The sequence below is a fragment of the Aquifex sp. genome, from assembly GCF_056494385.1.
In genome coordinates, this window is record NZ_JBSLZM010000084.1 from 1 (window position 1) to 12994 (window position 12994).

A 12994-nucleotide genomic window follows, 5' to 3' on the forward strand; every position below is an offset into this window, starting at 1 on the left:
TTAACCTCTCTCAAACTTATACCCTGCTCCTCTCACTGTTTTTATGAAACTCCTGTATTTTCCGAGCTTATCCCTTATATGTTTTATATGAACGTCAACAGCTCTCTCGCTCGTTTCTTTATCAAATCCCCATAAACTTTCAATAATCCTCTCCCTTGATAAAACCCTGCCGTAATTTTCCATAAGTAGGGATAGTATCTTAAACTCAACGGGAGTAAGGTATACTTCTTCTTCGTCCACAAAGACTTTTCCCTCTTCCTTCAAGAGCTTTATACCTTCAATCTCAAGGACTTTACTCTCTTCCACTTTTTCGTAGCGTTTTAAAACCGCTTTCACACGGGCTAAAAGCTCCCTTAAGGAAAAGGGTTTAGTTATGTAGTCGTCAGCTCCGAGTTCAAAACCTTTTAGTTTATCCTCTTCTTCGCCCCTTGCGGTTATGAATATAACGGGAATATCTTTCAGGTCCGCTCTCTTTTTCAGGAAGTCTGCTATCCTAAACCCATCAAAGTCGGGAAGCATTATATCAATAAGAACGAGGTCAACCTCGTTGTTCTGAATAAAGTTAAAGAAGGGAGTGGCCCGTTCAAAGTGGAAGACCTTAAAGCCTTCTTTCTCGAGGTTCAGACGAACGAGAAAAGCTAAATCCTTGTCGTCCTCAATTAAGGCTATCTTTCTCATTTTCTTCAAGTATTACCACATCTGCCTTCTTTACGAGCTCCTTTCTTAAGTCCTCGGGTCTGTTTACCACCGCCACAACTTTTTTCTTTTTCAGTAGCTTCTTTAAAGCTTTCTCCTTCTGCCTTTCGTTCTTAACAAACAGAACGTTTAACTTCATCTTTCCACCTCCTTAATAAAGTTTTTAAAGCTTAAAGGTTAAGTTTCCGTTAAGCTTAGTTAATAAATTTAGTATAATAAAATTTTATAGTCAACAACTAAAATTTAGAGGTTAACTTTATATTTTAATGAAGAAGGTTCTGGAAAGTCTGAAAGAGGGAATAGCTCTCCTTGACGAGGAAGGAAAGGTTAGATACATGAACCGTTTTTTGAGGGAAAGGCTCGGAAGCTTCAGGGAGGGTATACATTACTACGAAGCCTTTAAAAGTATAGACCTAATCGGTGCTATACAGGAAACCCTATCAAAGAAGGAAAATTTAGAAAAGGAGTTTACCTACAGGGAGAAAAATTACAACCTCAAAACCTTTGTTGAAGAAAAAGGTATCAGTATTCTTGTAAGGGAAAAGGACGAGAGTTTAATGGACAGTCTGAAAAAAGAGTTTCTTGCAAACCTCAGCCACGAGCTAAAAACTCCTCTATCGGTCATTTCCCTCTCCCTGGAGACACTTCTCGGTATGGAAGAAGAAGGGGAAAAAAGAGAGATAATAAAAAAAGCCCTTGATAGATTAAAAGAACTCCAAAACTTGATAGAGACAGTTTACCTCATAACCTTTCTTGAAAGGAGTAATGTAGACCTAAAGGAGGAAGTGAACCTAAGAGAGACCATTGAGGAAATACTCTCGGACTACGAGAGTAAAATAAAAGAGAAAAGCATTAGGGTAAAAATGAACATAAAGGAAGAAAACGTAAGGGGAAATAGGGATTACTTGAGGCTTCTTCTCAGGAACCTTGTGGATAACGCTGTAAAGTACAATAGGGAAGGGGGAGAGTTGGTTATAGAAACAGAAAGAGAAGAGGATAATGTGGTTATAAGGGTATCCGATACGGGAGAAGGTATAGAAAAGAAGAAACTCCCTATCATTTTTGAGCCTTTTGTTAAGGGTGAAGAGAGTAAAGGGCTGGGACTCGGCCTCACAATAGTTAAGAGAGTTGCGAACTTGCACGGAGGGGAGATAAAGATTGAGAGCGAAAAGGGTAAGGGGACAACCGTTGAGGTTCTCATTCCGTTAACAAATCCTAAAAAGTAGCCTATCTTATTATTCCTATCATGGCGGAAAAGGTATACGTATACGATACGACGCTAAGAGACGGCTCACAGATGGAGGGTGTTAATTTTTCCTTAGAAGATAAGCTGAGAATAGCTGAAAAGCTTGACGATTTCGGCATACACTATATAGAAGGCGGATGGCCTTACGCAAATCCTAAAGATAATCTTTTCTTTCAGAAGGCTAAGAAAATAAGTTTTAGAAATGCAAAGTTAACAGCTTTCGGTTCAACGAGAAGACCAAACAAGAAAGTAAACGAAGACCCTCAGGTTGAAGCTCTTATAAAGGCTGAAACACCCGTTATTACGATATTCGGAAAGAGTTGGGACCTCCACGTAACCGAAGCACTCAAAACAACTCTTGAAGAAAACCTTAATATGATTTACGAGACCGTTGAATACCTAAAGAAGCACACAAACGAGGTTATATTTGATGCGGAACACTTTTTTGACGGATACAAAGCTAACCCCGAGTATGCCTTACAAGTTCTTGAAGCTGCGGTAAAAGGGGGTGCAGACTGGATAGTTTTATGCGATACCAACGGGGGAACACTTCCACACGAGATTTACGAGATAACGAAAAAAGTAAAGGAGAGGTTTAAAGATATAAATATAGGTATCCACGCTCACAACGATTCGGAAACCGCGGTCGCTAACTCCTTGATGGCGGTTCTTGCGGGAGCCCGTCAAGTTCACGGAACGATAAACGGTATAGGTGAGAGAACGGGAAACGCAAACCTCTGTTCAATAATCCCTAATCTACAACTAAAGTTAAAGTTTGATGTAATACCACAAGAAAACCTAAAGAAGCTAACAGAGCTTGCGAACTTCGTAGCGGAGCTTTCAAACATGCCACTCCCGAGAAACATGCCGTATGTCGGTGAGAGTGCCTTTGCCCATAAGGGGGGTGTTCACGCCTCAGCGGTTCTTAAAAATACGACTACCTACGAGCATATAAATCCCGAGCTTGTGGGAAATAAAAGGAAGATTACCGTATCAGACCTCGCGGGAAGGAGTAATCTCGTTTACAAACTGAGGGAGTTCGGCATAGAAGTTGACCCCAAGTCTCCCGAAGTGAAAAAGCTCGTAGATAAGATTAAAGAGCTTGAGAAGGAAGGCTATCACTTTGAAGCAGCGGAAGCTTCCTTAGAACTTCTCATAAAAAGACATTTCGGACTTGTTAAGGACTACTTTGATTTTGATGCCTACAGGGTTTTAATAGCAAAGAGGAAAGGGGATAACCTTCCTACTTCGGAGGCAACCGTAAGGCTTTCCGTTGAAGGTGTAGAAGAGCACACCGCTTCTCTCGGAAACGGTCCAATAAGCGCCCTTGATAGAGCTCTCAGAAAAGCCCTTGAAGAATTTTATCCCAACCTGAAGGAGCTCCAGCTTATAGACTACAAGGTAAGGATAATAAACGAGAGTGCGGGAACTTCCGCAAAGGTTAGGGTTCTCATAGAAAGCACCGACGGGAGAAGAAAGTGGGGAACGGTTGGGGTTTCGGAGAACGTGATTGAAGCCTCCTGGATAGCCCTCAGGGACAGCATAATTTACAAGCTCATGAAGGACGAGGAAGAGGAATGAGAGCGCTTATAACTTTACTCCTTTTCCTTTTCGTAGCTCACCTTACCTTTGAAAATGTCGGTTTTTCGCCGGAAGACAGGGAAAGATCAGTAAGATATGAATGAAAGACTTGAACAAGTTGATAAACGAATATCGGTACACGCAGTTATACATGTTCTTGAAAAAGCCTCAAACAACATAGTTTCCTTTAGGCTTATATTATTCTTCTTATGGGATTCAGACTGGGAATAGTAGGACTTCCGAACGTAGGTAAATCAACCCTGTTTAACGCATTAACAAAAACAATGAAAGCCCAAGCGGCTAACTATCCTTTTTGCACAATTGAGCCTAACGTAGGAAAGGTAGAGGTTCCGGACGAAAGACTTTACAGGCTTGCGGAGATTGAAGAGTCGGAGAAGATAACACCCACGTTCATAGAGTTTGTGGATATAGCAGGGCTGGTTAAAGGGGCTTCAAAAGGAGAAGGTCTCGGAAACCAGTTTCTCGCCCATATCAGGGAGGTTGACGCTATAGCTATGGTTTTGAGAGCCTTTGAGGACGAAAACATAACCCACGTTGAGGGTTCCGTTGACCCCGTAAGGGACAAAGAGATAGTTGAGATTGAGCTAATAGCAAAGGATCTAGAAAGTGTAAACAAAAGACTTGAGAAGGTTCAAAAAGTTGCAAAAGGCGGAGACAAAAAAGCACTGCAAGAGCTTGAAATTCTTGAAAAGCTTAAGGAAATTCTTGAAAATCTTGAACCTATAAGGAAGCATGTGGGAGAGCTTCCCGAGGAGGTTATAAACTACGCAAAGAACACCCTCTTTTTGCTGACGGTGAAACCCGTTATGTATATAGCGAATATATCTGAAAAAGACCTGCCCGAAGGTGAGGGAAATCCCCACGTTGAACGTATAAAGGAAATGGCAAAAGGGGAAAATGCTCCGGTTGTAGTAATAAATGCGGAGCTTGAGTCCCAGCTTGCAGGACTTCCCGAGGAGGAACAAAGGGAGCTACTTGAGGCATACGGTTTAAAAGAGCCCGGCCTGAACAAGGTAATAAGAACAGGATATAGACTCCTTGACCTTATAACCTTCTTCACAGCCGGTAAGAAAGAAGCTCGCGCCTGGACCGTTAAGAGAGGAACGAAGGCACCCCAGGCTGCGGGAAAAATTCACTCGGATATGGAAAGAGGGTTCATAGCCGCGGAGGTGATAGGTTACGAAGACCTAATAAAGGCAGGTTCTTGGAACAAAGCAAAGGAAAAAGGTTTAATAAGGCTTGAAGGGAAGGATTACGAAATTCGGGACGGGGACGTAGTTTACTTTAGGTTCAATGTCTAAAAGACCATAATTTCCCCTCCCTTTCCAAGCCTTACACTTTCTTTTATAGCCTCGGTTATAAAGTCCTTTGAAATTTTTACAGCTTCCATAAGCCCTTTACCTCTTATAAGGTTAGATAAAATAGCGGAAGAAAACACACACCCTGTTCCCCTCGGGTTTTTGCCTTTTATTCTAATTGAAACAAACCTGTGTAACTCCCTTCCGTCGTAAAGTATATCAACAGCGTATTCTCCCTGAAGGTGTCCGCCCTTTATAAGAACGTTCTTTGCTCCCATAAGTTTTATACTCTTCGCACATCTGTAAACATCCTCAGGACCTTCTATCTTTTCCCCGCACAGCCTTTCCGCCTCGGGAACGTTAGGTGTTACAAGATAAACAATCTTAAGAAGCTTATCCTTTAGAAGCTTCACACCTTCCTCGGTTAAAAGGGGCGTTCCGCTCGTTGAACCAAAAACTGGGTCAAGAACTATAGGTATATCCCTTTCTCTTAAGAAGTTGTAGGTTTCAGAAACTATATTCTCATTCGCAAGCATACCTATTTTTACTCCCTTTATCTCAAAGTCCTCAAAAACAGCCCTTAGTTCCTCTCTAAAAGTATTTACCGGGACGGGAAAAACCTCGTAGACCTTAAAAGTATTCTGAACGGCGAGAGCGGTTATAACCGAAACCCCGTAAATACCGAAGTGTTGAAAGGTTCTCAGGTCTGCAATTACTCCCGCCCCGCCGCTGTTATCGTATCCCGCAATCGTTAGAGCGGTATTCATAAAGAATATGTTAGGAAACTGTGTAGTTTATCATCATTCCCGCATCGTGGTGCTCAAGTATATGACAGTGGAAAAGGTAATACTGCTTTCTTCCGAAATTGTGGGACATATTAACCGCAATTTCTACCGTCTCATGCGGTGCAACGATAACCGTATCTTTCCATCCCATATCCGTAGCTCTCAAACTTCCGGAGGAACGGTTTAGCACCTGGAACTGAAATCCGTGTATATGCATCGGATGATACATACCCGTGTTGTTGGTAAACCTGAAAACGACGACCTCCCCGTTATTGAAAACAAAACCTTCGTATTCCCTTAGGGGATTACTACCATCCCACGTGTAGCCGTTTATATTAAAGCGCCCCATAGACATATTTAGGTTAACGTCAACGTATCTTGCGTTTGATGTATCTATAGAATCCACAACGGAAAGCTCTTGAGGTATTTGCTTATCGTAAGAGGAGTCTTGCACTACTCTGAACTCAAGTATATCAAACTCGGAGTTTATTCTTTCATGCTCCATCATATTTCCCATTCCAACCAGATTATGGGGAAGGCTTCTCATTCTAACAACGTCTCCCACGTTTACGTCTCTAAAGTCTACAAGTATGTCTATCCTCTCACCGGGAGCTACGTAGATTTCGTAAACCTCACGAGGAAAACTCAAGAGACCTCCCTCAACACCTATCACCCAGAAGCGTATATTCTGAGAACCCTTTTGTAAAACGAGCCTGTAAGGTCTTGCATTTGAGCCGTTAAGTATCCTGAACCTGTAAATCCTTCTCTCAACCTCAAGGTAGGGATTCGGAGTTAGATTAACCAGTATAGTATCCCCCCAGAAACCCATATTTCCCTTCATACCCATAGGGTTGTAAACAAGCTGACCATTTTCATCAAAGTTCTTATCCTGAATTATCAGCGGTATATCGGTTATACCCGGAACAATGTCCAAGTTGTTCCTAAGGTTATCCTCATCTTCGTCTTCAATAATTATCATCCCTGCAAGCCCTTTGTAAACCTGGTATCCCGTTCTCCCGTGGGGGTGCGGATGGTAAAAGTAGGTGCCCGACCTGTCAATAATTTGTATATCGGGATAGTTATATCTTTCACCGTCACCGACTTGATAAGCAGGATGCCCATCCGCCTTCCAGTCAGCTCTGAACCCGTGCCAGTGGATAATGCTTTCTTCCCCCGTTTTATTTACAAAGTCTACGCTGAAGGTTTCTCCCCTTTTTAGAACTATAATCGGGTTTTCATAACTACCTACCTTGTAGGTTAAAAGCTCCGTTTCCTTTCCCCTCAATATTTCCAGGCTTGAAGGTGATGCCTCTATTGTTATCCTTCCTTGAGGTTTTAAGTATCCTAAAAGACCGTTTTCTTCGGGTAGTCTCAAAGGATTTTTAGAAGTTTGGGCGGGTGAGGTTTGAGAAGAGGAAGATCCACCTCCGCACGCACTCAGCAAACTAACACCTGAAATAGCAAAGGGTATATACACAGCCTTTTTTAAAAGTTCCCTTCTGTTCATGTCCACCTCCTTTTTGTATTTTTCGTTTACCCCGGTAAGTTAAGCGTTAGCAGAACGTAAGTAAAGGGTAAGTTAAAAAATGTTAAAATTACCAAATTATGAGGAAAGTATTACTCTCTTTTGTATCGCTACTGGCCTTTTCTTTCGGGTTTGATAGGGAGTTCGGTATAAAGCTCGGATACCTTTTTGGTTCCTACGATAGCGTATACGGAGGGGATAAGGATATAAACTCTATAGAAACTTTTTCGGTTTACGGGGCTCTTTCTTCTGAGGCTCCGCAGGGATTTATCGCGGGTTTATCTCTTGAACTTACCACTTCAAATGACTTTGACGACAATCTCGCCTGGAGTTATACGGGTATTGAACTGAACCCCTTCGCCCAGATACAGTTTTCGGAAAAGTTAAGTCTTTATGCGGGTTTCGGTCCTTCACTAAACAGGTTCAAAGAAAAAGTAGGGAGCTCAAGTAACGAGTCAACGGCCTTCGGTATCCAGTTTATTGTGGGAGGGAAATACAGACTTAGCGAAACAACGGGTTTAATACTTGAATATAAACTTAAGAATTTCATAACAGGGGATTACGACAACACACTCCTTCACCACGTAAATGTGGGTGTATTCTTCTCATTCTAAGATTTCCTTATTTCCTTATATAAGAATTTTTTTATCCTTGAAAATAATAAAGTAGTAAAATAAATCCTTGTGGCTATTAAAGAGTGGGAGGTAAGAAAATGGAAGCCTCAAGAAGGGATTTCATAAGTATAGGTATAGGGGCTTTAGGTGCTGTAGGAGGTTTGGGTGCTATTTACGCTCTTGTTCGTGTGATGCTTGAGCCTTCCGAAATTGCATCACTCGGTGCAAAAACGGAAGTAGACGTATCCAAGATTCAACCCCTCCAGGTGAGGGTAACTTCCTGGAAAGGGAAGACACTTTTCGTAATAAGACTTCCTAAGGACTTTTCTCCCGAAGGATACACCCTCAAGAAAGGAGCTCTTAACAGCAAAGGAAAGAGGAATTACGAAATCCTTAAAGGGCACGATGTATTTGCACTCGTTGGAGTCTGCACACACCTGGGATGTATTCCCCTCTGGAAACCCCAAGGTGAACAAGCTTCGAAAGGAAAACCGGTCTTTCACTGCCCCTGTCACGGAGGATTTTACACACCTTACGGTGACGTTATAACAGGACCACCACCCAGACCTCTATTTATACCTCCTCAGAAACTTGAAGGAAATAAGTTAACCGTCGGTGTTGAAGGATTCGTAAAAGAACTCATCTAGAGGAGGTGGGAAATGGGCTTGATAGAAAAAATAATTGACTGGATTGATGAAAGGGCACATGTCAGGGAGATTTACAGAACCCAGATGGTTGAGTACAAAGTTCCCAAAAACCTTACCTTCCCTTACGTTTTCGGTATACTCGCACTTGTCACTTTTGCAATACAGATAATCTCGGGAATGGTTCTCCTCCTTTACTACAAGCCATCCATAGCGGATGCCTTTGACAGTGCAAATTACACGCTAATGGGAGAAATACCCTTCGGATGGCTATTCAGACACATACATGCCACCGGAGCTAACTTCTTCATGGCAATCGTCTACCTTCACATGTTCACGGGAATTTATTACAACGCTTATAAGAAACCTCGTGAGCTTGTCTGGATAGTCGGATGGCTCATCTATTTTGTTTTAATACTTACCGCACTTTCGGGATACCTTCTTCCTTGGGGACAGCTCTCTTACTGGGGATTCATCGTTACGACTGAAATACCCGGTTCTCTCGGAGACGCTCCCATACTGAAGGGACTTTTCAAAGCCATAGCTGAAACGATAGTTCTCTGGATGAGAGGGGGATACGTAGTTACGGACGTTACGCTCGGAAGAGTTTTCGGGTCTCACGTTCTCATATACCCGTTAATACTCCTTGCGCTTATAGGAACACACCTATACCTCGTGAGGGCGGCCGGAATATCCAATCCGGAGGGAATTGAGTATGACAAGAAGAAAAACCCCGATAAGTTTGTTCCCTTCCATCCCTACGTTACGCTTAAGGAAGGTGCTTACGTAATGTGGTATCTTGCAGTTTTCTTCTTCTTCGTATTCTTCCACATAAGCCACTTCCTTCCCGCGGACAACTTTGAACCTGCAAATCCGCTAAGAACTCCTCCGCACATAGCCCCTGAGTGGTATCTTCTCGGATATTACGAGGTCTTCAGGTCTATACCTTCAAAGTTCTGGGGATTTGTTGCCTTTAACCTACTGCTTTTACTCCTGCTTTTACTTCCCTTCCTTGACTGGTCTCCTCTAAAGAGCGCCAGAAGAAGACCTCTATTCTTCATAGCCTTCTTGATATTCATGTTCTCCGCTATGGCACTTACCATACTCGGAATAATGCCACCTACACCGACAAACGCAAAACTCGGTCTATTCTTCGCTACACTCGTATTCGGATTCTTCCTATCCCTGCCCGTAATATCGTTCATAGAATACGGTTGGTATAAAGCTAAGGGAGGTGAGCAGTAATGAGCACATGGGGAATTATAAAGAACGTCATCATAGGCGGTTCCGTTCTTGTTTTCTTCTTCCTCCTTTGGTTCTATAACCCTTTCAAGCATGTTGAACACTACGAGGTTGACAAGGAAGTACAGAAGATAATTGACAACCCTTGGAAGAAAACCATACACGGGAAGACGATAGCTGAGGAGGGAAGAGAGCTTTTCATAACCAACTGTTCTTCCTGTCACTCTCTTAGATACGATGGTATATACATAATGAGTGTCCAGATGAACCCTAAGTGGAAGAAAATCGAAAGAGCTATAGGAAGACCTGTATACAGACATGGAAAACTTTATAAAGATAGGTTCTTCGTTCCAAAGGACGTTTACGAAGCATTCGCTCACGATGACCTTCAAAACCTAAAGGCTTCACTTGGACAAGTACCTCCTGACCTCTCAACGATTTACTTGACAAGAGGGGAAGGATACCTTTACCAGTTTATCTTGAACCCCCAAAAAGTTCTTCCCGGAACCGCAATGCCTCAGCTCTTTAACCCTCAATACGACAAGCAGGCAAAGGAAAAGGTTGCAAAGATAATAGCTTACCTAAAGTCCGTAAACACACCGCCCCCAAAAGAGCAAGCAAAGAGAACAATTATGGGAATACTCGTTATAGCTTACTTTATAGTTATGGGAGCGCTCCTTTGGAAATACAGGGATAACCTTCTTAAGAGACTTGGATACCATTAATCTTTCCTCTTCCTCTTTTAACCTTTCTTTATGAAAGGGAAGGTCTTTGAAGATCTTGCGGTTAAGTATTTATCCGAGATAGGATATAAAATCCTCAAGAGAAATCTTAAAAGTCCCTACGGGGAGATAGACATTCTTGCCCAGAGGGAAGGAAAGAAGGTGATAATTGAAGTCAAAGGGGGAAACTCTCACTTCCCGGCGGAAAGACTCACAAGGGAAAAGGTAAAAAGACTTTTAAAAACCTACTTCTTTTACTACAGTGACGAGAACTTTTCCCTGGAACTTGTAGTTGTCTATAAAGGCAAAGTTTACCATTATAAAAATTTGGAGTGGGATTATGAAGAAAAGTTTTGAACTCGGGGAGATTTGTATAAGCATACCGACCGTTTCTTACGACCTTTCCATGAAAGAGCTAAAGCAGGTGTTTTCCGAGCTCAAGATTTACGAATACCTCACCGTCCTTAAGGAAGGAAAACCCATAGGCATAGTTTTCAGAAAAGACGTTGAAAACATAACCCAGAAGAACCTCTCTGCGGGAGAACTCAGTAAGGTCGTTATAAAGATTAAGGACTTCAATCTTGAGAGAGAAGGATTAATAGGTATAGTAGAGCTGTTACCCATAATAAAAGAACCCATGATAGTAGTGGACAGAAAAGGGAACTATATAGGTGTCCTTACCTATGACGTATTGCTTCATTACATAACGAAGTATAAGGAATACGTAATCCCTTTAATACAACATGTAAGGGAGTCTTTCGGAAAGGAGCAATACCTTTACGTTTTTGGAATTAAGAATCTGAAGGGATTTAGAGAACGATTCGGAAGTGAGAAGTGTACGGGATTAATAAAAATTCTTAAAGAGGACATACAGGAAACCTTTACAGGTGAGATAGAGGAGATTTCCGAAACAAGTGAGGTCTGGGTTCTCACGGATGAGCCCCCGGAAAAAGAAAAGATAAAAGCCCTTTACGAGGAGTTTTTCAAAGAATACTCGGTTCTATTCGGAGATTACCCCGAAGTATCTCTCTACGGTCTTTCTATAAGCTTGAAATACGTAAAAGACCAGGATACCTTCTTTAAGAAGCTAAAGGAATCAAGGGAAAGAGTTAAAAAGATATCGGGGTATATCTTTATGATTCAGGGTGTTCAGCCAAAGCTTATACTCTACGACCCGAGAAAGAAGAAACTCCTGAAGGATATAAAAGAGAAGATTCTTGAAGACTTCAGGAAGATAATTGATGAGCTTGTTTCCTCACCAAAAGACGTATGGGAATTCGTTCTCTACGATATGTTTAAGAAATACCCCTACTTTGAGCTCTTTTACCTCATAAGTTCAAGCGGTCTTCAGGTTTCAAACAACATAGTGAACCCTAAGGTTAACTACTTTGTAGCGCAGGGAAAGAAGGGAGCGGACAGAAGCACGAGGGCATACTTCAAAGAAGCACTGGAAAAGGGAGAGTATATATCGGACATATACCTCTCAAAGGCTACGGACGACTTTTGTATAACTGTATCAAAGAGGTTTGAACATAACGGAAAGGTTTACGTCCTTGCGGGTGATATAAACTTTAAGGAAATTCATAAACTCATAAAAGAAAGTGCTAACTTGGAAAAGGTAGGCGTGAGATGAGGGAAGCGGAAGTCCTCAGGGAAACAAAGGAAACGAGAATAAGAATTTACATAAACCTTGACGGTAAAGGTAATTACAACGTAAGGACACCTGTAGGATTTTTAACCCATATGCTTGAGTCCTTTGCAAGGCATGGAAGGTTTGACCTTGAGGTTGAAGCGGAAGGAGACGTTCACGTGTCCCACCACCATACCGTTGAAGATTGCGGTATAGTTCTCGGTCAGGCATTTCTGAAAGCTCTGGGGGACAAGAAAGGAATAAGGCGATACGGCTATTCAATCATCCCCATGGATGAAGCACTCGTTCTTTCTTCAATAGATATCTCGGGAAGACCGTTATTTTTTTACGAAGACAAAGGCCTGAGGGGAAAGATAACGGAGTTTGATTTTGAACTGATATGGGAGTTTTTTAAGGGGTTTGCCCTTGAGAGCAGGAGCACCCTCCACATAAAGGTTATTGACGGAAAGATTCTCCACCACGTTGCGGAGGCGTGTTTTAAATCCTTTGCGATAACACTGAAGGAAGCTGTAAATCTTGAGGGGGAGGATATTCCGTCAACAAAGGGTGTTATCTGAGCTCGTAAGGGTTTAGTATTTTCATACCAAGCTTTTTAAACCTTCTGTTAAAGGTGATAACTTCCTTCACTCCCATCTTCTTTGCCTTCACTGTTTTTAGACAGTCAAGAAATGTCCCCTTTCTCTCTTCGTAAAGCTTAAGAGCTTCTTTTACGAAAGGCTTTATCTCAACGTTATAGCTATCGTCCTCAAGTATTGTTCTAACCACGTTTACTATGTCCTCCCTTTCCCATCTGTAGCCGTATTCAAGGAAGTAAACAAGCTCTATTATAACCTCCTCGGGTATAAAGAGTTTTTCCCCCTTCTCCGAAATCTCCTCAAGGAAGGCTTCAATTCTCTGCACCTTATCTTCTTCTCCCGAAAGAAAGTCAAGGAGTATAACCGTGTCCATAAGCTTCATTAAATTTAATGT

15 protein-coding genes are annotated in these 12994 nt (G+C 42.0%); 10 read left to right on the top strand and 5 right to left on the bottom strand.

Going from position 1 to position 12994, the window contains the following annotated elements; translation table 11 throughout:
- Positions 1 to 678, bottom strand: a complete 678-nt coding sequence (locus ACWB1W_RS06520; protein WP_479370571.1) for a response regulator transcription factor — start codon at positions 676 to 678, stop codon at positions 1 to 3.
- Positions 656 to 835 (bottom strand): hypothetical protein, encoded by a 180-nt coding sequence (locus ACWB1W_RS06525; protein ID WP_479370572.1) that lies wholly within the window; start codon positions 833 to 835, stop codon positions 656 to 658. The genes ACWB1W_RS06520 and ACWB1W_RS06525 overlap by 23 nt, the downstream gene beginning before the upstream one ends.
- A gap of 127 nt (positions 836 to 962) precedes the next feature.
- Here ACWB1W_RS06525 and ACWB1W_RS06530 point away from each other — a divergent pair, with 127 nt between their 5' ends.
- The 3 genes from ACWB1W_RS06530 to ychF all read left to right on the top strand — a co-directional run bounded on the left by ACWB1W_RS06530 (position 963) and on the right by ychF (position 4845).
- Positions 963 to 1922 (top strand): sensor histidine kinase, encoded by a 960-nt coding sequence (locus tag ACWB1W_RS06530; RefSeq protein ID WP_479370573.1) that lies wholly within the window; start codon positions 963 to 965, stop codon positions 1920 to 1922.
- Between the two features lie 20 nt (positions 1923 to 1942).
- Positions 1943 to 3523 carry a citramalate synthase gene (cimA, locus tag ACWB1W_RS06535; protein WP_479370574.1) on the top strand — a complete coding sequence of 527 codons (1581 nt, stop codon included), beginning with the start codon at positions 1943 to 1945 and terminating at the stop codon, positions 3521 to 3523.
- 209 nt (positions 3524 to 3732) lie between these two features.
- Positions 3733 to 4845, top strand: coding sequence for a redox-regulated ATPase YchF (ychF, locus tag ACWB1W_RS06540; RefSeq protein ID WP_479370575.1), 1113 nt, complete (start codon positions 3733 to 3735; stop codon positions 4843 to 4845).
- On the opposite strand, the gene thiD is transcribed toward ychF, so the two are convergent.
- Both thiD and ACWB1W_RS06550 read right to left on the bottom strand, forming a co-directional pair.
- Positions 4842 to 5609: a bifunctional hydroxymethylpyrimidine kinase/phosphomethylpyrimidine kinase gene (gene thiD / locus ACWB1W_RS06545; protein WP_479370576.1), complete on the bottom strand. Its 768-nt coding sequence runs from the start codon at positions 5607 to 5609 to the stop codon at positions 4842 to 4844. The two genes, ychF and thiD, sit on opposite strands and share 4 nt — an antisense overlap.
- 10 nt (positions 5610 to 5619) lie before the next feature.
- Entirely contained in the window at positions 5620 to 7134 is a 1515-nt protein-coding gene (locus ACWB1W_RS06550) for a multicopper oxidase family protein (RefSeq protein ID WP_479370577.1), read from the bottom strand.
- A 98-nt stretch (positions 7135 to 7232) separates the two neighbouring features.
- Between ACWB1W_RS06550 and ACWB1W_RS06555 the strand changes: the two genes are divergently transcribed.
- From ACWB1W_RS06555 to hisB, 7 genes are all read left to right on the top strand, one after another.
- Entirely contained in the window at positions 7233 to 7766 is a 534-nt protein-coding gene (locus ACWB1W_RS06555) for an outer membrane beta-barrel protein (protein WP_479370578.1), read from the top strand.
- A 98-nt stretch (positions 7767 to 7864) separates the two neighbouring features.
- Positions 7865 to 8413: a ubiquinol-cytochrome c reductase iron-sulfur subunit gene (petA, locus tag ACWB1W_RS06560; protein ID WP_479370579.1), complete on the top strand. Its 549-nt coding sequence runs from the start codon at positions 7865 to 7867 to the stop codon at positions 8411 to 8413.
- Positions 8414 to 8425: 12 nt separating this feature from the next.
- Positions 8426 to 9655 (top strand): cytochrome b, encoded by a 1230-nt coding sequence (locus ACWB1W_RS06565; protein ID WP_479370580.1) that lies wholly within the window; start codon positions 8426 to 8428, stop codon positions 9653 to 9655.
- Positions 9655 to 10377: a c-type cytochrome gene (locus ACWB1W_RS06570; RefSeq protein ID WP_479370581.1), complete on the top strand. Its 723-nt coding sequence runs from the start codon at positions 9655 to 9657 to the stop codon at positions 10375 to 10377. The genes ACWB1W_RS06565 and ACWB1W_RS06570 overlap by 1 nt, the downstream gene beginning before the upstream one ends.
- A 30-nt stretch (positions 10378 to 10407) precedes the next feature.
- Complete coding sequence (locus tag ACWB1W_RS06575; protein ID WP_479370582.1) at positions 10408 to 10731, top strand: YraN family protein; 324 nt, start codon at positions 10408 to 10410, stop codon at positions 10729 to 10731.
- The gene (locus tag ACWB1W_RS06580) at positions 10715 to 12007 is read left to right on the top strand and encodes a PDC sensor domain-containing protein (RefSeq protein WP_479370583.1); all 1293 of its coding nucleotides are present in this window, start codon (positions 10715 to 10717) and stop codon (positions 12005 to 12007) included. The genes ACWB1W_RS06575 and ACWB1W_RS06580 overlap by 17 nt, the downstream gene beginning before the upstream one ends.
- Positions 12004 to 12582, top strand: coding sequence for an imidazoleglycerol-phosphate dehydratase HisB (gene hisB, locus ACWB1W_RS06585; protein ID WP_479370584.1), 579 nt, complete (start codon positions 12004 to 12006; stop codon positions 12580 to 12582). Before ACWB1W_RS06580 ends, hisB begins: the two co-directional genes overlap by 4 nt.
- On the opposite strand, the gene ACWB1W_RS06590 is transcribed toward hisB, so the two are convergent.
- On the bottom strand, positions 12575 to 12982 hold the full coding sequence (locus tag ACWB1W_RS06590) for a PIN domain-containing protein (protein WP_479370585.1): 408 nt from the start codon (positions 12980 to 12982) through the stop codon (positions 12575 to 12577). The two genes, hisB and ACWB1W_RS06590, sit on opposite strands and share 8 nt — an antisense overlap.
- Between the last annotated feature and the right edge of the window lie 12 nt (positions 12983 to 12994).